Raw genomic sequence first — 25,830 nt, forward strand, 5'->3', positions numbered from 1 at the left:
TGATAGCGGCGGGGAAACGCCCGGACCCATTCCGAACCCGGAAGCTAAGCCCGCCCGCGCCGATGGTACTGCACCCGGGAGGGTGTGGGAGAGTAGGTTACCGCCGACCCAACAACAACAAAACAACAACAAAATACACACAAAGCACCCGATCCACCGGCCACAACCGGTAGATCGGGTGCTTTATTATGCCCGCACACAAGCAGCGTCACGCCAGCGGCGCACACCGGTAACGCCACCACCGGCACCACCGGTACCGACAGTGCCACGCTGACCCCAAACCCCACACCACACAAGAGTGGGGCGGATACCCGAAGGCGGATAAACAACCGCGGACGTACGCGTACGTCATCGCATATCCGCTATCTATCATCCGCCCCGATACAGGCCGCAACGCTGACACACCCGGCCACCCCGGGCGCTGCTGTAGCCCCCAACAACAAACAGCCACGAACCGAGCAGCAAAGCCCCAGCTCGCAAACACCCCGAAACCCCGGGGAGCTACACACCCCGCACACCAACAGCGGATAACTCCCAAGGCCCCGGACTACGACCAGCACAAACAAGAAGCCACCCCCGAGATACCCGCTATCAGCAAGAGAAGCGGCGGGCGACGGCACCCAGGCGCCCGCCTTGAACAGCAGGCGCCCGGCGCCAGTGGCTTTTGAGGCGTGGGCGATGCGCCCGCAACGGCGGTTCATATAATGGTGGGAACGCAAACGAAAGGGCATCAATGTCGGAAAAGGACAACCGTCCGCAGCACAACAACCGTGGCAACCGTGGCGGCAACAGCCATGGCCGCCGCGGCGGCAGTGGCCAGCAGGGCAATCCGGGCCGCGGCCGCAGGCCGGATCGCGATGGGCGAGACGAGCGCAGCGGACGCGACAGGCGAGACGACGACCGGGTGCGTCATGACCGCTCAAACCCGCGCCGTCAGGGGTACCGCGAAGACCGCATGGCTCTCCGATTGTCCGAGCCGGATTTGCCCGACGAGATTGATGTGACTGTGCTCGACCCGTCCGTGCTCCAGGATCTGCGGGTTCTGTCGAAGGACAATGCGGACCGCGTCGCAAAGCACATGATTATGGCCTCTGATCTGCTTGAAGACGATCCGCAACTGGCACTTAGACACGCCCGCGCTGCGAAGAACCGCGCAGGGCGCGTCGGCGTCGTGAGAGAGACGAATGGCGTCGTCGCGTACCACGCTGGCGAATGGAAGGAAGCGCTGTCTGAGCTGCGCGCTGCCCGCCGCATGAGTGGCGGCCCGGGATTGCTTGCAGTCATGGCCGACGCTGAGCGTGGCCTGGGCAGGCCTGAGAAAGCGCTAGAGCTCGGCCGCACTCCCGAAGCGGAACAGCTGGACGAAGAGGGCAGGATTGAGCTCGCAATCGTGCTCGCCGGCGCTCGTCACGATCTTGGGCAACACGAGTCCGCGCTCGCAACTCTCGAGCGCCTGAATCCGTCGTTGGAATCTGAGGGCTACAGCCAGGGTCGGTTGTCTTACGCATACGCTGACGCGCTTTTGTCGCTTGGCCGCCGCGACGAAGCGAAGACGTGGTTCGAGCACGCCGCCAAGTTGGATGAGGATGGCCTGACGGACGCTGAAGAACGTATCGACGAGCTGGATTAGGGGTTTACAAAACGTTGACGCTCATCAGTAACCACGACGCACTCCTGCTCGATCTTGATGGCACCGTCTGGGAAGGCGGCGAAGCCATTCCCCACGCTGTCGAGGCCATTAACGGTGCTGCGGTACCGGCGCTCTACATCACCAACAACGCCTCGCGAGGCGCGGATGAAGTCGCCCGCATGCTGAGGGGGATCGGCTTAGACGCTTCGGAAGCAGATGTGGTCACTTCCGCCCAGGCTGCACTTGAGCTCGCTGGCGATCACCTCGCGCCCGGCGACGCGGTCCTCGTGCTGGGTGCGCCGTCGTTCCGCGACCTTGTGGCGCGAGCGGGCTACCGCGTCGTAGACAACGCTGATGAGCAGCCAAAGGTCGTGTTGCACGGACACAACCCCGAAACCGGATGGCGTGAGCTGTCCGAAGCTGCGCTGGCGATCCAGCGCGGCGCGACCTACTTGGCGTCGAATCTCGACACCACGCTGCCGATGCAGCGCGGCTTGATGGTGGGAAACGGATCTATGGTTGCAGCTGTCACCTCCGCTACCGGAGTGACTCCGCAAGCCGCTGGTAAACCCGAGCCCGCGATGTTCCTGCAGGGCGCGTCCCAGATCAATTCCTCGCGGCCACTCGCAGTCGGGGACCGGTTAGATACCGACATCGCCGGTGCCGTCGCTGCGGGCATTCCTGTCCTGCACGTGTCGACCGGTGTGTCGGGACCGCTAGCGTTAATCGAAGCACCGAAGGAACAGCGGCCCACCTATGTGGCTGAGGATTTCCGCGCCCTCCAAGCTGATCCCGGGACTCTGAAGCCCGGTAGCCAGGGTGGTTTCGGCGCCCGCGTCGACGGCGACGACATTGTGCTGAGCCACGGTCGCGATGGCGCTACCAGCATGGAGGCGCTGCGTACGGTGCTTGAAGTCGCTTGGATGATGGATACGCCGCCCAACCTCGTGCGTCCAAACTCCGAGGCCGCCGAGGCCGCGACGTCGACGTGGTGGTGATCGGCGATGACAGAACCGCACATCCTTACGGCGGAGCAATTGCGCGAGCAGTTTGCGGAGCTGATGGCTGAACCCGCCGATGACCTCGCAAATGAGGCAGCGCGTCTCTCGAAAGCACACCTGCTGCTTCACGACGCGCTGCAGAACGGATAGCCCGCGATGGCACCAGGAAGACGCCGCCTCGACGCGGAACTTGTGCGCAGGAAGATCGCGCGGTCCCGGGAGCAGGCGCAATCGTGGATCAAGGACGGATTGGTAGAAGTGGGTGGCTTTGTCGCCACTAAACCGGCCACCGTTGTGGAACCGGACGTCTCGATCAAGGTCAACGCCAACGCGGACGATGAATGGGCATCTCGCGGAGCGCATAAACTCCTCGGCGCGCTCGAGGTGTTCGAAGCCGCCGGTTTGCGTGTCGACGACCGCAAAGCCCTTGATGCGGGGGCGTCTACAGGCGGATTCACCGACGTGCTGCTGAAGCGCGGGGCGAGCGAAGTCGTGGCTGTGGACGTCGGCTACGGGCAGTTGATCTGGCGCCTCCAGAACGATGAACGCGTCCGTGTTCTTGACCGCACCAACATCCGCCATCTCACACCGGACATGATGGGCGGTGCCGCCGACGTCATGGTTGGGGATCTCTCCTTCATCTCGCTAAAGCTTGTGCTCCCGGCCATTGCGGAGTGCATGGCTGACGGAGCGGACTTACTGCCGATGGTCAAGCCGCAGTTCGAGGTGGGCAAGGATCGCCTCGGGCACGGCGGCGTTGTGCGTTCCGCTGAACAGCGTGCGGAGGTGACCGCCGATGTGGCAGGCTTCGCGCAGACGTTGGGGCTGAGCCTGAAAGGCGTCACCGCCTCACCCCTTCCCGGCCCGAGCGGCAACGTAGAATACTTCCTGTGGCTGGTCAAAGACGGTGGAACCGCCGCCATCGACCAGGATTCGATCGCCGCGATGGTGGGCGAGGCAGTGCAGGAAGGACCGCAGAATTGATGGACGCGACGCAAACCCGCGAAGTCCTGTTGGTGCCGCATTTTTACCGGCCGGACAACATCTCCTCGGCCGCGCACGCCGCTCGGTTGCTCAGTGACGCAGGCATCCGCGTGCGCCTACTCGATCAATCGGGTGACAGCGCCGAGCACCCGGCGCTGCAAGATCCGGTCTTAAGCACCCTTGAGCGCGTTACGCCGGGGCCGGCAGCTGCGAAGGGGTGCGAGCTTGTTCTGGTGATGGGCGGCGACGGGACGTTTTTGCGAGCCGCCGGCGTGGCCCGTGAGCAGGACGTGCCGGTGCTCGGCATCAACCTGGGGCATGTGGGGTTCCTCGCGGAGGGCGAGGTGGACAGCCTTGAGTCGGTGATCGATACAGTGGTGAACAAGACGTACACCGTGGAAGACCGGATGACGATTGACGTGCAGGTGCGCGACGCCGACGGCACGGAAATCGGGCGCGGGTGGGCGCTGAACGAGTGCAGTGTGGAGAACATAGACCGCACTCAGGTGCTCGACGCGATTTTGGAGGTAGATTTCCGCCCGGTGTCGTCCTTCGGGTGCGACGGGGTGCTAGTTTCCACGCCGACCGGGTCGACTGCCTACGCGTTTTCCGCCGGCGGCCCGGTGATGTGGCCGGCCTTGGACGCGATCCTGGTCGTGCCGAACAACGCGCACGCGCTGTTCACCAAGCCGATGGTGGTATCGCCGCGCTCGACAGTCGCTGTGGAGAATGAAGCGACGTCGAGCGCCGCTGTGGCGGTGATGGACGGTTTCCGCAAAATCGAGATGCCGCCCGGCGCCCGCCTCGAGGTCATCCGCGGTTCGCGGCCTGTCAAATGGGTCCGTTTGGACCGCAAACCGTTTACGGACCGGTTGGTCCGGAAGTTCCAACTTCCTGTTGCCGGCTGGCGAGGACCCAGGTACACGTAGTGCTCGCAGAAATTTCAATCCGCAACTTGGGTGTCATCCCGGCGGCGTCGGCTGAGCTGGCGCCCGGGTTGACGGTGCTGACCGGCGAAACAGGCGCCGGTAAGACGATGGTGGTTACTGGGCTGCGGCTGCTCACCGGCGGACGCGCCGATGCGTCGCGCGTTCGCAGCGGCGCTGACGAAGCCGTCGTGGAAGGGTCATTTTCCACCGAGGGCCTGCACACGACCCAGTCGCAACGTGTGGCGGACGTGGCCGAGGCCGCGGGTGCCGCAACAGACGAGAACGGCGAGTACGTGGTCACGCGGTCGGTAAAGGCCTCGGGGCGCTCGAAAGCTCACTTGGGCGGCCGCACTGTGCCGGCTGCCACGCTTGCAGAGCTCACCGAGCCGCTTTTGACTATTCACGGCCAGAACGATCAGCTTCGTCTCATGTCGCCGGACCAGCAGTTGGCCGCGCTCGACCGATTCGATCCGGCGATCGCGCCGGCGCTGAAGGAGTACCGCGAGGCGTACACCGAGTGGCGCAAAGCCGCGCGCGAGCTCAAGGAGCGCACCGAGCGCAAGCTCGAGCTCGCCCAGGAGGTCGACCGCCTCCGGTTCGCGCTGGAGGAGATCGACGCGGTCGCGCCCCAGGAGGGGGAGGACACCGAGCTGGTCGCGGCGATTAACCGGCTGCAGGATGTAGACGCGTTGCGGGAGGCCGCGGCCGAGGCCCTCGCCGCGATCGACGGTCCTGAGGCGGCCGGCGGCGCGGCCGCCGGCGACGAGCTGGCGGCAACGGCGCTCATCGGCCAGGCGGCGAGCGCGCTGCAGCAGTCGAGCGACACCAGCTTGCAGGAGCTGGGTTCACGCTTGGGTGAGGTGAGCAGCGTGCTTGGCGACGTAGCGGTTGAACTCGGAACCTACCTCGCCGATTTACCGGCAGACCCCGACGAACTGGATGCGCTGCTGACGCGCCAGCAGGAGTTGAAATCGCTGACGAGAAAGTACGCGCCCGACGCCTCCGGGGTGCTCGCGTGGCGTGAGAAGGCGGCGAAGCGGCTGGGCAAGATTGATGTGAGTGAGGGGGCCGTCGATAAGCTGAAAAAGCAAGTCGCCCAGCTCGAGAAACTCTTGCGGCAACGCGCTGAGACGCTCAGCGCCGCACGCGAGAACGCGGCGGCGGCGCTCGGCAACGCCGTGACCGAGGAGCTGCACGGGCTGGCGATGCCGAAGGCCAAGCTCGCCGTGCACGTGGAGCGCGCAGACTTTAGCAAAGACGGCGTGGACGCGGTGGAGATTCGTCTCGCGCCGAACGCGGCGCTCGAGCCGAAGCCCTTGGCCACAAGCGCGTCGGGCGGCGAGCTGTCGCGCGTGATGCTCGCGCTCGAGGTAATCCTGGCCGGATCCAGCGGCGGAGCGACACTGGTGTTCGACGAGGTCGACGCCGGTGTCGGGGGGCGCGCCGCAGTCGAGATCGGCAGGCGCCTTTCCAGGTTGGCGGCGAACAACCAGGTCATTGTGGTCACTCACCTGCCGCAGGTCGCCGCCTACGCCGACACGCACCTTCACGTGTCGAAGCACGTTGGCGATGAGGCGGTGACCTCCGGTGTCGGTGCGCTAAGCGGGGACGAGCGCGTGGAAGAGCTCGCCCGCATGATGGCGGGCTTGGACGATTCCGATACGGGGCGCGCTCACGCCGCGGAGTTGCTCACCCGCGCACAGGAGGAACGCGCGCGGCTGCGTAGCTAGCTGCCCACCCCTCCCGCGCGCCTTCCTAAGTTCAGGCAGGTCACGGTGCACAATGGCCGGTATGACTGTCTCGACCACCTTCGAAGGCACGCTGCGCGACTGCACGCCGCAGGGCAAGGGCATGAGCCGAATGCGCGAAGGCGACATCGCGTTCGTGGACGCGCCGGATATGACCCGCCGCCTGGCGGAGCAGCTCGCGGCCGCCAGACCCGCGGCCGTTGTCAACCTCGCGCGCTTCTCATCGGGTGCGGTGCCGAACTACGGCCCGCACTTGCTGCTGGACGCCGGCATCGCCCTGCTCGAAGGCGCAGGCACGGAACTTCGCGGGTTGATCCGCGACGGCAAGAAGGTCGCGGTGGACGCTGACGGGCAGATCACCGTGGGCAAGAAACTCATTGGCCAGGCCGCACCGGTTGACCGCGCGGAGCTCGACGCCACCTTCGCGGACGCGCAGCGCTCCCTGGTGGACACGATGGAAGCCTACTTCGGCAACGCAACCCAGTTCATTCAGTCCGAGGCGCCGCTGCTTACCGACGCCATCGGCGCCCCCGACTTAGGCGACGTCATGGCCGATCGCAAAGTGGTGGTTGTCTCCCCGGGCGCGGACACCCGCGAGCGCCTGAACGGGTTGAAGAACTTCATCAGGGAGTTCACCCCGGTCATCATCGGCGTGGGCAGCGCCGCCGACGAGGTGGTGAAGGCGGGATACGAGCTCGACTTTATTGTGGCTAACCCGACTGAGGTGTCGTCAGAAAGCCTGCGCGGCGACGCGAAAGTTATCCTGCCCGCGGAAACGGACGGCTACGCCCCGGGCCTGGAGCGGATTCAGGATCTCGGTGTGGGCGCGATGACGTTCCCGGCCGCCGGCGAGTCTGCCACCGACTTGGCTATCCTGCTCGCCGCGTTCCACGAGGCGGAAACCATCATCACGGTCGGCGAGCCGGTGGAACTCGACACGATCTTCGCCGACCCGGCGGCGGCCGAGCCGGCGGCTCTAATCACCCGGCTTAAGGCCGGCCGGAAGATGGTGGACTCGACGGTTATCGAAAACCTCTACGCCGTCAACACCGGAGGCGGCGGTGTGGCGTGGGCCTGGGCAATCCTGGGCCTGCTGGTCGCCGCAGCAACGGTCGTGGTCATTGTGGGCCTCGGCGGCAGCGACACGTTCACCGACAACCTGGTGAACACGTGGGACGCCGTCGTGGCGCGGGTCCAGAGCTGGTTCAAGTAGGCAAGTAGGGAGGGCGAGAGACGCATGGGTCAAGGAGCACGCAGTTCGGGACTTGTCGCCGCCGGTTTGGGTTGGGGCGTTGCCGCGGGCGTCGCGCTGGGCGCACTGCTAGTCGCGCCTGCGATGGACGACGTGTCCGGCGGCCGTCCCGCAACCACTCCGGCGCAGTCGAGCAAGGCGGACGCCGCCGAGAGCAACGCGTTTGCGGACGACCAGGTCGCCGACGCGAACGATCTGCTCGCCAGCGAGGGCGACGCCATGGTGGACGGGGTGCTTGACGGCGTCGCGGTCACGATTATCCGCACCGCCAGCGCCACCGACGAGGACGCCGCGGCTGTGCGGTGGAAGGCGAACGCAGCTGGGGCGTCGAACTCAGGCGGCGTTCGGTTAACGGAGAAGTTCACGGACATGTCGGCCGTAGACGAGCTGGCGACCATCATCACGTCCACCCTGCCCGCGGGTACGCAGCTGTCGGAGGACAACCGCGCTCCCGGCACCCACGCGGGCGAGTCGCTCGCCGCGGCGCTGACGACAGCTTCCGCCGACGACCGCGCGCTGGTTTTGGAAGCTCTGGAGCAGGCGGGTTTTGTGGAACTGCGCGGCCAAATCGTGCCGGCGGACGTGATTGTGCTGGTCGCGGCCGACGAGCTCGACCTCAGCGCGGAACCCACCGGTGACGGCGAGGCGTTCACCGCCAAGGTGCTCAGCGATTTTACCGCAGCGCTCGGCAGCGGCGCGCCGACCGTCGCGACGGGCCAGGGGTCGCTGCCGCAGCTTGGCGAAGCCCGCACCGTCAGCTTCGCCGACACGGAAGCTGGCCGGATCCGCACAGTGTTGCAGGCAGGCGAGCTGGCCGACGTACCATCGGAGCATGACGCATAACTTCGAGGTCACCCAAAGCACACTGCTTGTCGACGCACCCATTATCGCCCTGCGCCGCGACACCCTGACCATGCCGGGCGGCAAGGAAGCCGACCGGGAGATCGTGGAGCACTTCGGCGCCGTGGCGGTTGTCGCGATCGATAGCAGCGGCCGCGTCGCCATGGTGGAGCAGTACCGCCACTCGGTCGGCCGCCGCTTGTGGGAGTTGCCCGCCGGCATTTTGGACATCGCCGGCGAGGAGGAGCTCGCCACCGCTCAGCGGGAACTGGAAGAGGAAGCCGGCCTTGCCGCCGGCGACTGGGCGGTGCTGGTGGACCTGGTCACGTCGCCGGGGTTCGCCGAGGAGGCGGTCCGCGTTTTCATCGCCCGCGATCTGCGCGACATCGAGCGCCCAGATGCGGAGGACGAGGAGGCCGACATGGGTTTTCAGTGGATCGCCCTCGACGAGGCGCGCGCGAAAGTGATGCGCGGCGAGATCGTGAACTCCATCGCCGTCGCCGGCATCCTGGCTGCCGCCGAGGTCGAGGCGGGCCGCGCGCAGCCGCGCGATGTGCGCGAACCGTTTGCGTTGCGGCCGGAGTCGCTCGCGCGGCGCAGGCAAGCAGCTGGTGTTGCGCCGGACATGAAGAAGATCCAGCGCTAAGGCCGGGGTTTTTCAGATGCGCCCAGCAGATCTTGCGCACCGGTGGCACGTCCACCTCGTGGTGGAGCGGGGGCTTTCGGACAACACGGTGAGCAACTACGACCGCGACTTAAAGCGCTACGTTAATTGGCTCGCGGGCGCCGGAATCGACCGCATCGAGGACGTCACCCCGCAGCACCTCGAAGCGTACGTCGCCGACCTGCGCCGCGGCAGCGACACCGCCCGCCCGCTCGCCGCGTCCTCAGCCGCGCGCGCGTTGGTAGTGGCGCGAGGGCTGCACAAGTTCGGCGTCGCAGAGGGCGTGCTGCCTGCCGACGCCGCCGCTGAGGTTTCCCCGCCGGCCGCGGGGGAGAAGCTCCCGGATACCCTCACCGTCGACGAGGTCGCCCGACTCATCGAATCGTGCTCGACTGAAACGCCGCTGGGCCTGCGCGATCGCGCGCTTTTGGAAACGCTCTACGCCACCGGCGCGCGCGTCTCCGAGGTGCTCGCGCTCGTGGTCGACGATGCGGTCGACACCGGGGGCGTGATCGCGGTGAGGGGGAAGGGCAACAAACAGCGTTTGGTGCCACTCGGGTCGCACGCCCGCGATGCGATCGGCGCTTACCTGGTGCGGTCGCGCCCCGTGCTGGCGACGGGCAAGTCCCACGCGCTGTTCCTCAACGCCCGCGGAGGTGCCCTTTCCCGCCAGAGCGCGTGGACCGCGTTGAAGCAAGCCGCCGACCGCGCAGGAATTGCTAAAGACATCTCGCCGCACACGCTGCGCCACTCGTTTGCCACCCACCTGCTCGAAGGCGGCGCAGACGTCCGCACGGTCCAGGAGCTCCTCGGCCACGCCTCAGTGACCACGACACAGATCTACACTCACATCACCGCCGACAACTTGCGCGAAGTCTGGGCGGAGGCGCACCCCCGGGCGTAGGTGGGGCAACGCTGTACAGTTGGCGCGGTGTTGATCTTGCGAAAAACTGCCCTCGGTATCACCGCAGCGGGCGCGGCCGCCGTTATGCTCACTGCACCCATTGGCCCGGCGCATGCGCAGCTGCCAGGTGGGCTCGATCCGCAGACCGTCCGCGACATGATCCCGTCTCCAGTCAGCGTGCGCGCAGGGGAGACGACCACCGTCGATGTCGGCGTCCCGGTCAACGTCAGCTACAACTCGGGTGGTTGGGAGGTCAACGCGAACGGCACTTCCGTGACCGTCACAGCGCCGGATACCCCTGGTGCGACCGCCCAGGTCCCGGCGAGCGCTTTCGGCTTCGACGCGACGATCAACTTGATCGCTGTTGGATTCTCGGAGTCGACCACCCTGGACGAGATTGAGGATGCGGGGTCTGCTGCGCCGGTTGCGCCAGCTGCGCCTGCGCCGTCGGAGGCACCGCAGCAGCGGGAGGCAGCCGACGACGAAGCGCCTGCGGCGCCGCACCCGCCGCGGTCGAAGGCCGAGCCCGCCGACACCGCGGCAGCGAAGAAGTTCTACTTCGACGGGGTGATAGAAGGCAACCGCCTTGTGGTCACTGTGCCGCTGTCGCGCGCCGCGGGTCTGGCGAAGTACGCCAGCACCGACCGCGAGGGCGCGAAGCTGCGCTACCTCGACGTCGACGGCCAGATTATCGAAGGAGTCACCCGGGACGTGGAGGTCGCGGCCCGCAGGCTCACCCTGATCTACCCGGAAGGCGAAACGCCCGACAGCCCGTTCATCATGGAGGTTAACCGAAACGGCAAGGCGGAGTTCATCGCTGTCATCACCGCCACCAACGCCGAGACAGCTGCGCCGGCAGCACCGGAGAACAACCCGTACGCGGACGCAGCTGCCGAAGGTCAAGCGCAGAATAGTCAAGGCCATGAACATGACTCGGGGCGGTCTGTTGTGCCGCTCGCGATCGGCGGCGTCGCGCTGTTGACGTTGATTGCGCTGGTGATCGCCTGGTTGCGGCGCCGGGGCAGCGCGCGGGCGTAGCAGAGGCTACGCGCGAAATGCCACCGTTGTAAGATGGGGGCGTCAAGTGTTCAGGCGGGATGAAGTGTAAGGATCGGCGATGGCGGAGACACCTGCGGACGGCGCGTTGTTTAACGCCCAAGAGAACAAGACGTTTTTGACTGGGCGCCCGTACCGCGAATTCGCCGCACCGAAGGAACTTGACCGGCACGGACCCGCCAAAGTTATTTCGATGGTCAACCAAAAAGGTGGGGTGGGCAAAACCACCTCCACTATTAACTTGGGCGCGGCGCTCGTGGAGCAGAGGCGCAAGGTGCTGCTGGTCGACCTTGACCCCCAAGGCGCACTCAGCGCGGGCCTCGGCATCACCCAAGACGAAGAGCACGTCACGGTCTACGATCTGCTCTTCGACACCACCGCGTCGATCCACGCGGCGATCCAGCACTCGAAGGTTTCCGGGCTGGATCTTGTGCCCGCCAACATCGATCTCTCCGCCGCGGAGATCCAGCTGGTCAACGAGGTGGGCCGCGAGCACACGCTCGCCCGTGCGCTGCGCCCGGTGCGAGACGACTACGACTACATCTTCATCGACTGCGGCCCGTCGCTCGGCTTGCTCACGGTGAACGCGCTGGCGGCGTCGCAGGGCGTGATCATCCCGATGGAGGGCGAGTACTACTCCCTTCGCGGCCTCGCGCTGCTCACGGACACGGTGGAAAAGGTGCGCGACCGCATCAATTTCGACCTCGACATCGTCGGCATTTTGGTCACCATGTTCGACCGCCGCACCACCCACGCGCGCGAGGTGATCGAGCGGGTGGTCGAGGTGTTCGGCGACCGGGTCTTCGACACCGTCATCACCCGCACCGTGCGTTTCCCGGAGACGTCGGTGGCGGGCGAGCCGATCACCACGTGGGCGCCGAGCTCTCAGGGTGCGGAGCAGTACCGCAACCTGGCCCTCGAGGTCATGGAACGCATCGAGCGGTGATCGGGGAGCAGCCGGAGATCACCGGCTTCCGCCTCGCGCTGGCGAACTTCGAGGGCCCGTTCGACCTGCTGCTGTCCCTGATCAACGCCAAGAAGCTGGACGTGACGGAAGTTGCGCTGGCAGAAGTCACCGACGAGTTCATCGCCTACACCAAGGCGCTCGGCGAGACAGCCCAGCTCGACGAGGTCACGGAGTTCCTCCTCGTTGCCGCCACGCTGATCGACTTGAAAGCCGCCCGCCTTTTGCCGCGCGGCGACGAGGACGAGATTGAGGATCTCGAGCTGCTTCAGTCCCGCGATCTGCTGTTCGCCCGGCTGCTGCAGTACCGCGCTTACCAGCAGGTGGCAGACCAGTTCTCTCAGTGGCAAACGCTTGCTCAGCGCCGTTACCCGCGGGCTGTGTCGATGGAGCCCCAGTTCGCCCAGGCCCTGCCGCCGGTGCGCCTCGGGCACACGCCCGCGACATTCGCGCAGCTCGCGGCGGGCGTGTTCCGGCCCCGTCCGCCAGATGAAGTGCGCACCGACCACCTGCACGAGGTTGCGGTGTCGGTGCCGGCGCAGGCTGGGCGGATGCTCGACGTGCTGCGCGGCGCCGGCGCGAACGAGTGGCTTTCGTTTGCGACACTGACGCGCGAATGCAAGCGCTCGATGGAGGTTGTCGGCTCTTTTCTAGCGCTGCTCGAGCTGTACAAGGCCCGGGCTGTGGAGACGCAGCAGGACGAGCCGCTGGGTCCGCTAGATGTAGCGTGGACGGGCGTTGAGGTGGACCCGGCGGTTGTAGCCGCGGGCAACTGGGAGTAAGGGAGGCGCATTTCAATCGTGGAGATGGTGTCGCAGCTGCGCAGCCAGATCGAGTCGATCATGCTGGTCGTGGATACCCCCGTGCACGCAGAGGACATCGCGGGGGCGCTTGGGGTGGAGCGGGGGGACGTCGATAAGCAACTGCTTTCTTGGGCTGCCGAGCTGGACCAGCGGGGCAGCGGCATCGACCTGCGCGAGACCGCAGAAGGGTGGCGGCTGTACACGCGGCCGGAGAACGCCGCGGCGGTGGAGGCGTTTGTGCTGGACGGCACGCAGACCAAGCTGAGCCGCGCCGCGATGGAGACCCTTGCTGTGGTGGCGTACCGGCAGCCGGTCACCCGCGCTCAGGTCGCTGGAGTGCGCGGTGTCAACGTCGACGGCGTGATGCGCACGCTGGCGCTCCGCGGTCTGATCGCCGAGGTCGAGCCAGACGAAGCAACCGGTGCTCACCGGTACGTGACAACCGAGCTGTTTCTGGAACTGCTCGGTATCGACTCGCTGGAGCGCCTGCCGGATCTGGCGCCGCTGCTGCCTGAGGTCGACGCAATCGAGGATGCCTGGTAAGCGCGAGAACGCTGGTAGGCTCGTGCCGCAACAATTGAAAGGATGATTTTTCGATGACTCCACCCGCTCGCCGCGACGGCACACCGGAAAGGGATAAGGACGAAACGTTCTACATCTCCTACGCGAAGCCGGCGCGCAAACAGCACGTAGACGTGGAAAAGCGCCGCGCCGCAAGTGCCGCAAACGAAGACGACCACCCGTTGGCCGACAACTGGTGGGACGACGAAGACACGAAGGCCCGCAAGAAAAACACCGACGGCGTACGCCTGCAGAAGGTGCTCGCCCAGGCGGGCGTGGCATCCCGCCGACACGCGGAGGCGATGATTGACCAGGGCCGCGTTACGGTCAACGGCGAAACCGTCACCGTCCAGGGCACGCGCGTCGACCCGAACGTCGACGTGATCCGCGTCGACGGCTCGCGCATCAACGTCAACGAGGAACTGGAATACTTCGCGTTCAACAAACCGCGCGGTGTCCACACCACGATGAAGGACGAGATGGACCGCACGTCCGTCGGCTCCTACCTGGCGGAACGCACGGCATCCGGCCAGCGGCTCTACCACGTGGGCCGCCTCGACGCGGACACCGAGGGGCTGCTCCTGCTCACCAACGACGGCGAGCTGGCCAACCGGCTGACGCACCCGAAATACGAGATTGCGAAGACCTACCTGGCCACGGTGCTCGGTGAGGCGAAGCAGGACCTGATCAAAAAGCTCAGGGAGGGCATTGAGCTTGACGACGGTATCGCGAAAGCCGACTACGCCCAGATCGTGGACGTGCACAACGGCCAGTCTCTGGTCCGCGTCGAACTGCACGAGGGCCGCAAGCACATCGTGCGCCGCATGCTGAAGGAAGCCGGCTTCCCGGTGCAGCGCCTCGTGCGCACCAAGGTCCACACAGTGCAGCTGGGCGACATGAAGCCGGGCTCCATGCGCGCGCTGAACTCCAGCGAGCTCGCCTCGCTGTACAAGGCGGTGGAGATGTAAATGGCTGACCTCAACGTGAGCAACATGCCAGAAGGCGGGCTGATTCTCGCGGTCGACGGGCCTTCCGGGACCGGCAAGTCCACCACGTGCCGCGCCTTGGCCAAGCGGCTGGACGCGAAGTACATCGACACCGGCGCCATGTACCGCGTGGCTACGCTGGCGGTGCTGCGCGCCGGCGTGGACCCGCAATCGACCGACGAGGTGATTGCCGTGACCCGCGAGCTGCCCCTGACTGTGTCGGACGACCCGGATTCCACCGAGGTGCTGCTCGGCGGCGAGGATGTCTCCGGTGAGATCCGCGGCCCGGAAGTCACACGCAACGTCTCGGCGGTCTCCGCCATCCCGCAGGTCCGCGAGAACTTGGTGGCGCTTCAGCGCAACCTCGCGCGCGATGCCCACCGGGCGATCGTGGAGGGAAGGGACATCGGGACCGTCGTGCTTGTCGACGCCCCCGCGAAAGCCTTCATGACCGCCTCCGCCGAAGTGCGCGCGAAGAGGCGCTACGACCAGGACATCGCCGCCGGCCGCGAGGCGGATTTTGACACCGTGCTGGCCGACGTACAACGCCGCGATGAGCTCGACTCCTCGCGCGCCGCAAGCCCGCTGAAGCCGGCCGACGACGCCGTGATCATCGACACCTCCGACATGTCCCGCGAGGACGTGCTGGAGGCACTGATCGAGCTGATTGAAAGGAGCGCCAAGTGAGCGACTCACGCGACAACGAGCGCGTCAACGACACTGACGAGCAGGAGACCCAGTTCTTTCAGCCGGGTATTGACGCCTCCGGGTACGACGATGTTGAGGAGCAGTACCTCGGCGTCGGCGACGCGGAGTTCTACGACCCCGATTTCGACCCCAAAGATTTCGACGATGCCGACTTTGGTGACCCCGACTTCGGCGAGGATGCCGGCGACGACGACGCGGAGTACACCGACGAGGAGTGGGCCGAGATCGAGCGCGCGTACGGCGTGTCTCGCCCGGATGTGGTCGAGGAGGCGCTGCCGACCGTCGCCATCGTGGGACGGCCGAACGTGGGTAAGTCGACACTGGTCAATCGCTTCATCGGCCGCCGCGAGGCCGTGGTGGAGGACCACCCCGGTGTGACCCGCGACCGCGTCAGCTACCTCACCGACTGGGGCGGGCGCCGCTTCTGGGTGCAGGACACCGGCGGCTGGGACCCGGATGCCAAGGGCATTCACGCGGCGATCGCGCACCAGTCCGAGGCCGCGATGGAAACCGCCGACGTCATCGTCATGGTGGTCGACTCCCACACCGGCATCACTGAAACTGACTCCGTGATGGCGCGCAACCTCCAGCGCTCCGAGGTGCCGGTGATCCTGGTGGCGAACAAGTTCGAGTCCGAGTCGCAGTGGGGCGACGTGGCCGAGTTCTACTCGCTGGGCCTCGGCGACCCGTGGCCCGTCAGCGCACTGCACGGCCGCGGCGGTGCGGACGTGCTCGATGAGGTGCTCAGGCTGTTCCCCGACGTCCCGCGCGCCGCGAACTCGATCACCGACGGCCCGCGCCGCGTGGCTATTGTCGGCCGACCGAACGTGGGCAAATCCAGCCTTCTGAACAAGCTGTCGAAGAAGAACCGCTCGGTGGTGGACAACGCTGCCGGCACCACGGTCGACCCAGTCGACGAGCTGATCCAGCTCGATGAGAACCTCTGGAACTTCATCGACACAGCGGGTCTTCGCAAGAAGGTGAAGAACGCCCAGGGCCACGAGTACTACGCCTCCCTCCGCACTCGCGGCACGATCGAAGCTGCCGAGGTGTGCGTGGTGGTCATCGACGCCTCGCAGGAGATCTCGGAGCAGGACCAGCGCGTGATCTCCATGGTGCTCGAGGCCGGCAAGGCCATGGTGATCTGCTTCAACAAGTGGGACCTGATGGACGAGGACCGCCGGTACTACTTCGACCGCGAGTTTGAAGAGATGATCGGCCACTTGAGCTGGGTGACCAAGATCAACATCTCGGCGGAGTCGGGCCGCGGCCTGCACCGCCTTGAGCCGGCGATGGCGGAGGCGCTGGAGAACTGGGACAAGCGCATCTCCACCGGCCAGCTGAACAACTGGCTGCGCGAGGCGATTGCCGCCAACCCGCCGCCGATGAAGAACAACCGCCTGCCGAAGCTGCTGTTCGCCACGATGGCGACGACACGCCCGCCGACCATCATCCTGTTCACCACCGGGTTCTTGGACGCCGGCTACCGCCGCTACCTGGAGCGTAAGTTCCGCGAGCAGTTCGGCTACCACGGCACCCCGATCCGGATCGCGGTGCGGGTGCGTGAGCGAAACCCGAGGCGGCGCGGCTAGTGCGCCCCGCCATCATCGCGCTGCACGGCAAGGGCGACAACGGGCCCGACTTTGCTGAGGCGACCGGTCTCACCAGGGCCGACGCGGTGATCTCCGCGCCGACGGGGAAGGGGCTAGCGTGGTCGCCGGCCCCGTACGCCGCGACCACGCTCGAGCAGGATGCGGCTCGCATCGGCGAGATTGTGGACGGTTTGGTGGCCAACCACGAAGCCGACCCGGCGCGCATCTACCTGGTGGGCTTCTCAAATGGCGGCGGGCTTGCGGTGTCGCTGAGCACGATGAGCACACTGGGCGAGCGTTTCGCCGGCGTCGCATCTGTATCGGCGGCGGTGCGCACCACGCCGGATGAGATCGCCGCCACGCCCAACGCCGTAGATTACTTGAACATCCACGGCACGTGGGACGATGTCGTGCCCTACGCCGGCGAGACCCGCTCGCCGTACAGCGGTGAGCAGGACGACACCACCTACGGCGCGGTGGCTGTCACGGAAGCCTTCACCCGCCGAAACGCGGGCCGCGCCCGGGCAGAGCACATCCCCGTCGAGCGCATGGGCCATGAGTGGCGGCCGGAGACCACCGCCACCATCCTCAAGTTCTTCGGCATTCAGGCGAGCTTGTAGACAAACGCGTCGGTGCGGTAGGGCAGCGGCAGAAGCTGGCCCGGCGCGAACCCGAGCCGGTCGTACAGATACCAGCGCAAGTTGTCGGCCACTTTCGCGCGCGTCGCGCCGGAAGCCCCCAGCCAGTACGAGCGCGTCCGCGCGAGCGCCTCCAGCGCCTCAGGCGTGACAGGCTGGATCCACTTCGTCCGCAACTCGCGCTGGAGGAGCCATTGCTTGCCGACGTCCGCGTAAAACCCCTCCCTGTGCACATCACCTGAGTGGCTAATGCGGGAGTACCGCAGCACCCACGGGTGCGTGACGTCGAGCGTGTTCCAGCACAGTACAAGCGAGGCGCCAGGTGCGGCGACTCGCGCGGCTTCTCCACTTGCGGCGCCGACATCGAGCCAGTGCCATGTTTGGGCGCAGGTGATGGCGTTGAAGGTGGCGTCGGCAAGCGGCAGTGCCTCTGCTTTTGCCTCAACCACCGCAACCTCCGGCAACCGGGCCGCGAGCACCTGGGACATGTTGTGCGAGGGCTCGACGGCCACCACCCGGCGGCCGGGTGCCACCAGTGCCTCCGTGAGTTTGCCTGTGCCCGCGCCGATGTCGAGGACGTGCGAGCGCCCGGCGATCAGCTCGGCGACTTCGGGCGGATAGGAAGGGCGAACCTCGTCGTACGTGTCGGCGCCGCGGGTAAACGCCCCGGCAGTGAACTGCCTCGCGGCAGCGTCGCGGAAAGCCGGCGCGTCCTTCGCGCTCGGCTTGAAGTTGCGCGGGGTAGCTTGGCGAGGGTCCGTGGTCACAGCATGCAAATCTAGCCGTGTAGCCTGACACCTATGCAAAGGGCGGTGTCACTGATTGTTGCCTCGGCGCTCGCCGCGGCGAGCCTGACCGCGTGCGACATGCCGTGGTCCTCCTCGCGCCTGGACGATGTGCAGCAGGCGGAGGAAGTGCAACCCCTGCCGGCGCAGACTTCGGCCGCGTTCACGACCGCGCCCGCGACAGCGGAGCCCTTGAAGGAGAGGGACTACCGCCACACCGTCAAGGTGGACAAGCGCGACCGCGAGTACCTCCTGTTCGCGCCCGAGGACGCCGCCGGAAAAGATCTGCCGCTGATCATCGCGTTCCACGGCCATACCAGCTCTGCGAAGAACTTCCACAAATCCAGCCATTTCGAACGCGCGCAGGCAGTGGTCGTGTACCCGGACGGCGTGGCGAAGAAGACATCTTTGCACGCGGAGCCGAAGCAAGCGTGGGCGCCGGCTTGGTACGCCGACACCTCACCCGAGGAGGACGCCAAGTTCGTCGACGCGATCATCGCGCAGGCGGTGAAGGAATATGGCATCGACCCGAAGCGGGTCTACATCACCGGGTTCTCCAACGGCGGCGGGTTCGCCGCCTACCTGGCCGCGACCTACCCCGAGAAGTTCGCTGCCGCAGCGATCGTGGGCGCCGCGGTGCGCACGCCGGAAGAGGATCTGCGCACGGGCCTGCCCATCCCGCTGCTCATGATGCACGGCGCCGACGACAAGAAGGTCCCCACCACGGGCTACACCTCGCCCGTCCCGGAGCCGCCGGGCGGCACCGACGAGGTGCTGCCGGTGGAGAAGGTGCTCGAGGCGTTCCGGATCCGCAACGGCAACGACGGCGTCGAGTACGTCAAGATCACTGAGTGGGGGCACGCGTGGGCGACGCCTAGTTCGCGGATGCCGTTCGACACCACCGGCAGAGTGATTAAGTTCTTCGGCATCGAGGACACCTACGCCCAGCTGCCCGACTTCGAATAATCTCCACTATTCTATCCGGGTGCAATTACGGGGTCTTTTGAGTGCCGCGGCCGGCTTGGTGCTGGTCGCGGGCGCCGTTGCCGCGTGCGCGAATTCCGCCGATCAGCCGGACTCGCTGGAGCGGTTGACTGACGCGGCTGTTTCCCCGGCGCCGCCCGCCGCCGACACCGCCGCGTGGAGTCCGCAGGCGACACAGCACCGCGTGGTCGACGCCGGTGGGCACAGGCGCGAGTTCATCCTCCACGTTCCCGCGGGTGCCGAGCAGCGCTCGAAGCTGCCGGTCATTTTTGTCTTCCACGGCTATCTGGAGGAGGCAGCAACCATCCGCGAGTACTCCGGCCTCGACGCCGCTGACGCGCTGGTTGCCTACATGCAGGGGGTGGACAACGCGTGGGCGCCGGCTCCCTACGCTGCGACGTCCGGCGAGCAGGACTTGGCGTTTGTCGACGCCGCCTTCAACCAGCTCACCCACGACTTTTCAGTCGACCGCGCACGGGTGTTCGCCGCGGGGTTGTCCAACGGCGGCGGCTTCGCGGCGTACCTCGGCTGCCAGCGTCCACAAGAGTTCACCGCCGTCGCAACGGTTGCGGGCGCCTTTTACGAAAAGGTCTCAGAGGGGTGCTCGATGATCCCGATGAAGCACATCGACTTCCACGGCACCGCCGACCCGGTCATCGCGTACGCCGGTGGTAGCCGCCACAACCACGTGTACGACTCGACGGCAGAGCTCATGAGCGACGCCGCGGAGCGCAACCGGTGCGATCCCCAGCCGGTTGAGAGGATTGTCTCGAACGACATGGTGGAGCAGCGTTGGGTTGGCTGCGACGCGGGGTTGGTGCACTACCGCATCGTCGGCGGCGCCCACGTGTGGCCCGGCGGCGGCAAGGATCCCTCCACAACGGTGCCCTCCGGATTTGCCACCCGCACGATGCTCGAGTTTTTTGGCGTCCCGTCCACCAGTGCCGCAACCAGCGGGTTTTAGTCAAGTGCTCACAGTGGTGTAATCTGGCGGAGCTGCGAAAGCAGCGATCGGGCTGTGGCGCAGTTTGGTAGCGCACCACACTGGGGGTGTGGGGGTCGCAGGTTCAAATCCTGTCAGTCCGACATTTTTCTTTTCCGGGGGCTTTAGTCGATGGGTGCGACGCGAACCGGGTTTCCGTCGGGGTCAGCAACGACGAAGGTCGTGCCGAACACTTCCTCGTACGGCTCGCGCAGCACGGTCACGCCTTGCTCCTTCCAGCGGTCAAACATGGCGGCGACCTCTCCGGCGGGGACGTTCAAGCACACCTCTGCAGTCCGAGCGGTGGCTTCGTTCAGCGAATCGGCGCTTCCCGTCCACAGGGCGAGGGACACGCCTTCAGCGAGCGCGAACGTGACGTAGCGGGGGGAAACGAAGTCGGTGTCGAGGCCTAGAAGGTCGCGGTAGAAGGCAACCGAAGCGTCGATATCGGAAGCGTAGACGATGAAGACGAGTTCGCGGTTCACAGTTACGCAACGTACACCCACGCGCCCGCGCGGCGCTCAAAACGGGATCGCTCCCGCTGCACGCCGCCGGGGTAGTAGGCGGCGAACTCGACATACCCTTCGGAGTCGAACAACCCGCCCCCGGTTTTGCCCAGAATCACCAAGCGGGTGAACGGCTCGCCACCGCGACTGATCTCAAGTGCGGCGGGCCGCGTCTCGGGCGCCCAGGTGCGCAGCAGGTAATCTGCGTCGCCCACCACGAAAGCGGTGTAGCGAGAGCGCATCAGCGCCTCGGCTGTGGGCGCGGCGGCGCCCGCGTGGTATTTTCCGCAGCACTGCTTGTACGCAAAGCCGCTCCCGCACGGGCAGGACACGTTTTCGCCCGCCACTTAGCGCTTCGAAATGTGGGCCTTGCCGGCGGCGCGGTTACTCGCGCGGCGCTCGGCAATGGTCGCTGTGGACACCGTGGTCTCCACAGCGTTTTTCTCCACGTAGCCGTCGACCGTGGACGCGGCGCCGGCGGCGCGAAGTGTCTCAGCCTGGGCAGGGGTCACGTCGCCGTAGAGCGTGATCTCGCGCGTGAAGGTGCCGTCGCCGTTGTGGGAGACTTCAACGCGGACGTCGTCAAGCGGCATGCCCTTGGCAGCTTCCCTGACAGCTTGGGAGCACGACGTTGCGAGCGCGGACATGAACAGGCCGGTGGTGGTCACCCCCTGGCCCTTGCCGCCGCTGTTCTTCGGCCGGTCGGTGGTGATGGCGCGGCCCGAGGTTCGCACGACGTCGCCGTACTTCGTGCCGCGCGCGGTGTAAGAGATTGCGTTGGTGTCGCCGGTCTCTTCCGCGATGAATTCCGGCACGATGTACTGCTTCGCCCAGCTGCCGATGATGTCCGCGGCGCGCTGCGCAGTGCCTTCACGGGTCAGCAGGTGGTCGGCCTTGTCCAGCGCCATCAGCGACTTGGGGTAGCGGGTGAGCTGGAAAATGGTCTGTGCGTTGTCGATGCCGACGGTGACGTCGGTCGGGGAGTGCACTAGCAACAGCGGCTTGCGGAGCTTCGGCAGGTACGTCTCAGGGTTGGTTACGGCGAGGTCCTCCAAGAACTCGCGCGAAATGATCAGTTCACGCCCTCCCAGCACAACGGGCACCGAGCCGTTGGTATCTGCTTCGCCGATCTTGTCGGCGTAGTGCAGCACCGAGTGCGCCGGGTCGAACGGGGCACCGATCGTGGCCACGCACTTGATCATCTTCTTCAGCTCCGGGCGGGTGGCTGCCTGCAGCGTCGCCGCACCGCCGAGGGAGTGGCCCATGATGAGCTGCGGGGCTGTGAAGTGCTCGTCCATCCACTGCGCAACCGCGACAATGTCGTCGACGTTCTGGGTAAACGAGGTGTCTTTGAACTCGCCTTCGGACTGGCCCAGGCCGGGGAAGTCGAAGCGCAGCGTGGCGATGCCGTGCTCCGTGAGCCGTTTTGCAATGCGCGACGCTGCCGGGGTGTGACGCGACCCGGCGAAACAGTGGGCGAAAATGGCGTAGGCCTGCGCTGGAGCGTCGGGTCGGTCGATCGTGGCTGCCAACATCGTGCCGTTGGACGACGGCACTTTCACGTTCAGTGACTGCATACGGCTAAGAATAAAGCACGTTGCGAGATGCGTTGCGCCTCGACTTACCATGGTGGGAATGACGCGCACGCACCCCGCGCGGCACGCACGACGAAAGGACGGCACGCACGATGGGCGCATTCGACTGGTTCTGGAAGGCCATGGGCTCGTCCTCCGAGCGCAACAACAAGAAATCGAAGGGGGTTGTCGCGGCGGCGCACGGGTTGATCCCGGAGCTAGAGCAGCTTGACGACGCAGCGTTGGCCGCCACCGTGCGCGAAACCGTGGCCGGAGGCGAGATCTCGGATAAGCCCCGGTTCTTGGCGGGCCTGTCGGTGGCCTCCTCGCGCACAATCGGGTTGGTGCCCTTCGAGGTGCAGAACCAGGCGGTGCTTCGCCTGCTCGAGGGCGACGTGATCCAAATGGCCACGGGTGAGGGCAAAACGCTGGTCGGCGCCATGGCCGCCACCGGGTACGCGCTGACGGGGAAACGGGTGCACCTGATCACGGTGAACAATTACTTGGCTGAGCGCGACGCCGCCTGGATGCGCCCGCTGGTGGAGTTCTTCGGGCTCAGCGTGGCCGCGGTGACGGAGGCCTCCGCACGAGACGAGCGGGTTGCGGCCTACGCCTGCGACGTGGTGTACGCCCCTGTCACAGAGATCGGCTTCGACCACCTGCGCGACAACCAGATCACCAACAGGCAGCAGACGGTGCAACTTCCTGCCGATGTCGCGCTGGTCGACGAGGCAGACTCCGTGCTTGTGGACGAAGCGTTGGTTCCCCTCGTCCTCGCCGGCTCCGAGGGCACTCAACAGGCGGCCGGGCAGATCACCGCCGCCGTGGCCCAACTCGCCGAGGGCACCGATTACACAATCGACGCTGACGGCCGCAACGTTTTCCTCACCGATGACGGCGCAGGGAAGATCGAGCGGCTGCTCGGCATTGATTCGCTGTACTCCGACGAGCACATCGGCACCACCTTGGTTCGCGTGAACTTGGCGCTTCACGCCAAAGCGCTGCTTATCCGGGACGTCCATTACATCGTCGCCGACGGCAAGGTCGCGCTCGTCGACGCTTCCCGCGGCCGCGTCGCCGAACTGCAGCGCTGGCCCGACGGCCTCCAAGCCGCGGTCGAGGCGAAGGAAGGCCTCGCGGTGTCCGAGGGCGGCCGCATCTTGGATTCCATTACCCTGCAGGCGCTCATGCGCCGCTACCCGGTCGTCTGCGGCATGACCGGCACCGCGGTCGAAGCGACAGACCAGCTGCGCTCGTTCTACGGCCTGCACGTTTCGGTCATAGACCGCGCCAACGAGCTCGTCCGCTTCGACGAGGCCGACCGCGTCTACGCCACGATGGGGGAGAAAAACGCCGCTATCGTCGAAGAAATCGCGCACATTCACGCGACCGGCCAACCGGTGCTGGTGGGCACCCACGATGTGGCGGAATCCGAGGCGCTGGCCGAGGCGCTTCAGGCCCGCGGCATCGAGGTCAACGTCCTCAACGCCAAGAACGACGCTGAGGAGGCGCGCATCATCGCTGAAGCCGGCGACACCGGCCGCGTCACCGTGTCCACCCAGATGGCCGGCCGCGGCACCGACATCCGCCTCGGCGGCGCCGACGAGCGCGACCACGACGAGGTCGCCGCGCTCGGCGGGCTCGCGGTCATCGGCACCGCGCGACACCGCACAGCGCGCCTGGACAACCAGCTCCGCGGACGCGCCGGCCGGCAGGGCGACCCGGGCTTGAGTGTTTTCTTCGTCTCGCTCGAGGACGACATTGTCAAAGTTGGCGGCGCCGACGAGCAAGTCACCGCGCGCCCGGACGCCGACGGCGCAATCGACTCCAACCGTATTCGCCAGTTCATTGAGCACTGCCAGCGAGTGACCGAAGGCCAGCTGCTCGAGATCCATTCGCAGACGTGGAAGTACAACAAGCTGTTGGCGGATCACCGCGAGATCCTCGACGAGCGACGTGCGGCGCTGCTGGACACCGACGCTGCCTGGCGGGAGCTCGCCCAGCGCAACCCGCAGCGCGCGGCGGAGCTTGACCATTTGCCCCGCGAGGTGGTTGAGCAGGCCGCCCGCGACATCATGTTGTTTCACTTGGACGATGAGTGGTCGGAGTACCTCGCGCTGATGGACGACGTGCGCGAGTCAATCCACCTTCGCGCTATCGCGCGCGAAACGCCGATCGACGAGTACCACCGTATTGCTGTGCGCGAGTTCAAAGATCTGGCTAACCGCGCGGTGGACCTGGCGGGGGAGACGTTCCAGACCGTCGACGTCGACGAGGGCGGAGCCCACTTGGCGGACGCCGGGTGGAAGCGGCCGAGCTCCACGTGGACCTACATGGTCTCCGACAACCCGCTCGCCGGTTCGGGCAATTCCGTGATCTCGGGGATCGGCAACATTTTCCGCTAGCTTCACGGTGAAGCGCGCGAGCCGGTATTATGGCCAACGACTAATTGCACGACCCATGAGTTGCTTGGAGGATCCAATGAGCGAGACCACGGGAACCCCGCAGAATCAGGTGGAAACCACCTCGGTTTTCCGCGCTGACCTGCTGAAGGAGATGGAGACGGGGGCCACGGGCTCCGCGGATTCGTCCACCAGCTCGGAGAACCTGCCCGAGGGGGCGGCACTGCTTGTTGTGAAGCGCGGTCCGAACGCGGGTGCCCGATTCTTGCTCGATCAGGATTGCACCACCGCCGGCCGCCACCCGGAGGCCGACATCTTCCTCGACGATGTCACGGTGTCCCGCCGCCACGCCGAGTTCCGCCGCAAGGAGGACTCTTTCGAGGTGGTCGACGTGGGCTCGCTCAACGGCACCTACGTCAACCGCGAGCCGCGCAACTCCGAGGTGCTCTCCAACGGCGACGAGATCCAAATCGGCAAGTTCCGCCTCGTGTTCATTACGGGCGAGAACTAACCTTCGTCGCCCCCCAGCGCCCCAGGAGCCGGGGCGCGCCCTTTCTCCCCAACCTTCAACCTCGAGGAAAGATTGAGCAGTCTTGAGCGCAATTCCTAAGACTTCCGCGCCCACGCGCGCGGCCGCGAAGCCGGCAAAGGCGGCGAAGACCATGTCGATTGGTGTGGTCTTGGAGCAGCTGCGCGGCGAGTTCCCCGACGTCACCGTGTCGAAGATCCGCTTCCTCGAGTCTGAGGGGTTGATCACCCCGCAGCGCACCGCCTCCGGTTACCGCCGCTTCACCGACGAGGACGTTGAGCGCCTGCGCTACATCCTGGTCACGCAGCGCGACAACTACCTGCCGCTGAAGGTGATCCGCGAGCAGCTCGAGGCGATGGACGCCGGAAAGTTGACTGCCGTCACCCCTGCGGAAGCGGAACCCGTCGTCTCTCCGGAGTCGTTCCGCCCGGCCGCCCCGGTCCGCCTCACCGACGTCGAGCTCGCCGAGCAGGCCGACGTGGACGCTGACTTCGTCGACCAGCTGATTCAGTCCACCCTGATCGCCCCGGACGCCGCGGGGCTGTTTACCGCCGACGACGTCCGCGTAGTCACCACCGCTGCTGCGCTTCGCGGGTACGGCATCGACGCGCGCCACTTGAAGGCGTTGCGCACCGCAGCCTCCCGCCAGGCAGACCTCATTTTCCAGGTGACGGAGCCGGTGGCCAAGTCCGGCAAGCATTCCGCGCAGCAGGAGGCGGAGGAGATCGGCCGCCAAATGTCTGCGCTCGTGGTGTCACTCAACGCGGCGCTGGTCAAAAGCGAGTTGCGCCGCTCCACTTCCCGCTAG

Annotated in this window: 27 protein-coding genes, 1 tRNA gene and 1 rRNA gene; 25 read left to right on the forward strand and 4 right to left on the reverse strand. The window is 66.2% G+C overall.

Annotated elements, in window-relative coordinates; all coding sequences use genetic code 11:
* The 19 genes from rrf to V6D40_RS00095 all read left to right on the forward strand — a co-directional run.
* A 5S ribosomal RNA gene (gene rrf, locus V6D40_RS00005) occupies positions 1 to 109 on the forward strand; the annotation flags it as partial.
* A gap of 846 nt (positions 110 to 955) precedes the next feature.
* Positions 956 to 1,630, forward strand: a complete 675-nt coding sequence (locus tag V6D40_RS00010) for a hypothetical protein (RefSeq protein WP_442891864.1) — start codon at positions 956 to 958, stop codon at positions 1,628 to 1,630.
* Positions 1,631 to 1,644: 14 nt separating this feature from the next.
* Positions 1,645 to 2,628 (forward strand): HAD-IIA family hydrolase, encoded by a 984-nt coding sequence (locus tag V6D40_RS00015; RefSeq protein ID WP_334264986.1) that lies wholly within the window; start codon positions 1,645 to 1,647, stop codon positions 2,626 to 2,628.
* Positions 2,629 to 2,634: 6 nt separating this feature from the next.
* Complete coding sequence (locus V6D40_RS00020; RefSeq protein ID WP_334264987.1) at positions 2,635 to 2,781, forward strand: hypothetical protein; 147 nt, start codon at positions 2,635 to 2,637, stop codon at positions 2,779 to 2,781.
* Positions 2,782 to 2,787: 6 nt separating this feature from the next.
* Entirely contained in the window at positions 2,788 to 3,615 is an 828-nt protein-coding gene (locus V6D40_RS00025; RefSeq protein WP_334264988.1) for a TlyA family RNA methyltransferase, read from the forward strand.
* On the forward strand, positions 3,615 to 4,544 hold the full coding sequence (locus V6D40_RS00030; RefSeq protein ID WP_334264989.1) for an NAD kinase: 930 nt from the start codon (positions 3,615 to 3,617) through the stop codon (positions 4,542 to 4,544). Before V6D40_RS00025 ends, V6D40_RS00030 begins: the two co-directional genes overlap by 1 nt.
* A complete protein-coding gene (recN, locus tag V6D40_RS00035; protein WP_334264990.1) occupies positions 4,544 to 6,274 on the forward strand; it encodes a DNA repair protein RecN in 1,731 nt (576 codons plus the stop codon). Before V6D40_RS00030 ends, recN begins: the two co-directional genes overlap by 1 nt.
* A 61-nt stretch (positions 6,275 to 6,335) precedes the next feature.
* Positions 6,336 to 7,505, forward strand: coding sequence for a putative cytokinetic ring protein SteA (steA, locus tag V6D40_RS00040; protein WP_334264991.1), 1,170 nt, complete (start codon positions 6,336 to 6,338; stop codon positions 7,503 to 7,505).
* Between the two features lie 24 nt (positions 7,506 to 7,529).
* Positions 7,530 to 8,387 carry a copper transporter gene (locus V6D40_RS00045; protein ID WP_334264992.1) on the forward strand — a complete coding sequence of 286 codons (858 nt, stop codon included), beginning with the start codon at positions 7,530 to 7,532 and terminating at the stop codon, positions 8,385 to 8,387.
* Complete coding sequence (locus V6D40_RS00050) at positions 8,377 to 9,030, forward strand: NUDIX hydrolase (RefSeq protein ID WP_334264993.1); 654 nt, start codon at positions 8,377 to 8,379, stop codon at positions 9,028 to 9,030. Before V6D40_RS00045 ends, V6D40_RS00050 begins: the two co-directional genes overlap by 11 nt.
* Before the next feature lie 16 nt (positions 9,031 to 9,046).
* Entirely contained in the window at positions 9,047 to 9,952 is a 906-nt protein-coding gene (xerD, locus tag V6D40_RS00055) for a site-specific tyrosine recombinase XerD (protein WP_334264994.1), read from the forward strand.
* A gap of 27 nt (positions 9,953 to 9,979) precedes the next feature.
* Positions 9,980 to 10,990 (forward strand): hypothetical protein, encoded by a 1,011-nt coding sequence (locus tag V6D40_RS00060; protein WP_334264995.1) that lies wholly within the window; start codon positions 9,980 to 9,982, stop codon positions 10,988 to 10,990.
* 79 nt (positions 10,991 to 11,069) lie between these two features.
* The gene (locus V6D40_RS00065) at positions 11,070 to 11,954 is read left to right on the forward strand and encodes a ParA family protein (RefSeq protein WP_334264996.1); all 885 of its coding nucleotides are present in this window, start codon (positions 11,070 to 11,072) and stop codon (positions 11,952 to 11,954) included.
* On the forward strand, positions 11,954 to 12,754 hold the full coding sequence (locus V6D40_RS00070; RefSeq protein ID WP_334288633.1) for a segregation and condensation protein A: 801 nt from the start codon (positions 11,954 to 11,956) through the stop codon (positions 12,752 to 12,754). The genes V6D40_RS00065 and V6D40_RS00070 overlap by 1 nt, the downstream gene beginning before the upstream one ends.
* Positions 12,755 to 12,778: 24 nt before the next feature.
* Complete coding sequence (gene scpB / locus V6D40_RS00075) at positions 12,779 to 13,318, forward strand: SMC-Scp complex subunit ScpB (protein WP_334264997.1); 540 nt, start codon at positions 12,779 to 12,781, stop codon at positions 13,316 to 13,318.
* Positions 13,319 to 13,371: 53 nt separating this feature from the next.
* Positions 13,372 to 14,304 (forward strand): pseudouridine synthase, encoded by a 933-nt coding sequence (locus tag V6D40_RS00080; protein WP_334264998.1) that lies wholly within the window; start codon positions 13,372 to 13,374, stop codon positions 14,302 to 14,304.
* Positions 14,305 to 15,009 carry a (d)CMP kinase gene (cmk, locus tag V6D40_RS00085; protein ID WP_334264999.1) on the forward strand — a complete coding sequence of 235 codons (705 nt, stop codon included), beginning with the start codon at positions 14,305 to 14,307 and terminating at the stop codon, positions 15,007 to 15,009.
* Entirely contained in the window at positions 15,006 to 16,622 is a 1,617-nt protein-coding gene (gene der, locus V6D40_RS00090; RefSeq protein WP_442891865.1) for a ribosome biogenesis GTPase Der, read from the forward strand. The genes cmk and der overlap by 4 nt, the downstream gene beginning before the upstream one ends.
* On the forward strand, positions 16,622 to 17,242 hold the full coding sequence (locus tag V6D40_RS00095) for an alpha/beta hydrolase family esterase (RefSeq protein WP_334265000.1): 621 nt from the start codon (positions 16,622 to 16,624) through the stop codon (positions 17,240 to 17,242). The genes der and V6D40_RS00095 overlap by 1 nt, the downstream gene beginning before the upstream one ends.
* Here the strand turns inward: V6D40_RS00095 and V6D40_RS00100 are convergent.
* Entirely contained in the window at positions 17,227 to 18,027 is an 801-nt protein-coding gene (locus V6D40_RS00100; protein WP_334265001.1) for a class I SAM-dependent methyltransferase, read from the reverse strand. The genes V6D40_RS00095 and V6D40_RS00100 overlap by 16 nt on opposite strands.
* A gap of 45 nt (positions 18,028 to 18,072) precedes the next feature.
* Here V6D40_RS00100 and V6D40_RS00105 point away from each other — a divergent pair, with 45 nt between their 5' ends.
* The 3 genes from V6D40_RS00105 (at position 18,073) to V6D40_RS00115 (ending at position 20,115) form a co-directional block, all read left to right on the forward strand.
* Complete coding sequence (locus V6D40_RS00105; RefSeq protein WP_334265002.1) at positions 18,073 to 19,011, forward strand: alpha/beta hydrolase family esterase; 939 nt, start codon at positions 18,073 to 18,075, stop codon at positions 19,009 to 19,011.
* Between the two features lie 19 nt (positions 19,012 to 19,030).
* Positions 19,031 to 19,993 carry an alpha/beta hydrolase family esterase gene (locus V6D40_RS00110; RefSeq protein ID WP_334265003.1) on the forward strand — a complete coding sequence of 321 codons (963 nt, stop codon included), beginning with the start codon at positions 19,031 to 19,033 and terminating at the stop codon, positions 19,991 to 19,993.
* A gap of 48 nt (positions 19,994 to 20,041) precedes the next feature.
* Positions 20,042 to 20,115: transfer RNA gene (locus V6D40_RS00115), tRNA-Pro, on the forward strand.
* Between the two features lie 21 nt (positions 20,116 to 20,136).
* Here V6D40_RS00115 and V6D40_RS00120 read toward each other — a convergent pair.
* The 3 genes from V6D40_RS00120 to V6D40_RS00130 are packed head-to-tail and all read right to left on the reverse strand — an operon-like array spanning position 20,137 to position 22,094.
* The gene (locus V6D40_RS00120; RefSeq protein ID WP_334265004.1) at positions 20,137 to 20,496 is read right to left on the reverse strand and encodes a VOC family protein; all 360 of its coding nucleotides are present in this window, start codon (positions 20,494 to 20,496) and stop codon (positions 20,137 to 20,139) included.
* Between the two features lie 2 nt (positions 20,497 to 20,498).
* Positions 20,499 to 20,864 (reverse strand): YchJ family protein, encoded by a 366-nt coding sequence (locus V6D40_RS00125; protein ID WP_334265005.1) that lies wholly within the window; start codon positions 20,862 to 20,864, stop codon positions 20,499 to 20,501.
* Positions 20,865 to 22,094, reverse strand: a complete 1,230-nt coding sequence (locus V6D40_RS00130; RefSeq protein ID WP_334265006.1) for a bifunctional alpha/beta hydrolase/OsmC family protein — start codon at positions 22,092 to 22,094, stop codon at positions 20,865 to 20,867.
* A gap of 110 nt (positions 22,095 to 22,204) precedes the next feature.
* On the opposite strand from V6D40_RS00130, the gene secA2 reads away from it, so the two are divergent.
* The 3 genes from secA2 to ftsR all read left to right on the forward strand — a co-directional run bounded on the left by secA2 (position 22,205) and on the right by ftsR (position 25,830).
* Positions 22,205 to 24,496: an accessory Sec system translocase SecA2 gene (gene secA2 / locus V6D40_RS00135; RefSeq protein WP_334265007.1), complete on the forward strand. Its 2,292-nt coding sequence runs from the start codon at positions 22,205 to 22,207 to the stop codon at positions 24,494 to 24,496.
* A 76-nt stretch (positions 24,497 to 24,572) separates the two neighbouring features.
* Positions 24,573 to 25,004 (forward strand): oxoglutarate dehydrogenase inhibitor Odhl, encoded by a 432-nt coding sequence (gene odhI, locus V6D40_RS00140; protein ID WP_334265008.1) that lies wholly within the window; start codon positions 24,573 to 24,575, stop codon positions 25,002 to 25,004.
* A gap of 82 nt (positions 25,005 to 25,086) precedes the next feature.
* Positions 25,087 to 25,830 (forward strand): transcriptional regulator FtsR, encoded by a 744-nt coding sequence (gene ftsR, locus V6D40_RS00145; protein ID WP_442891866.1) that lies wholly within the window; start codon positions 25,087 to 25,089, stop codon positions 25,828 to 25,830.

The organism is Corynebacterium sp. Marseille-Q4381 (genome assembly GCF_036881695.1).
Lineage (GTDB): Bacteria > Actinomycetota > Actinomycetes > Mycobacteriales > Mycobacteriaceae > Corynebacterium.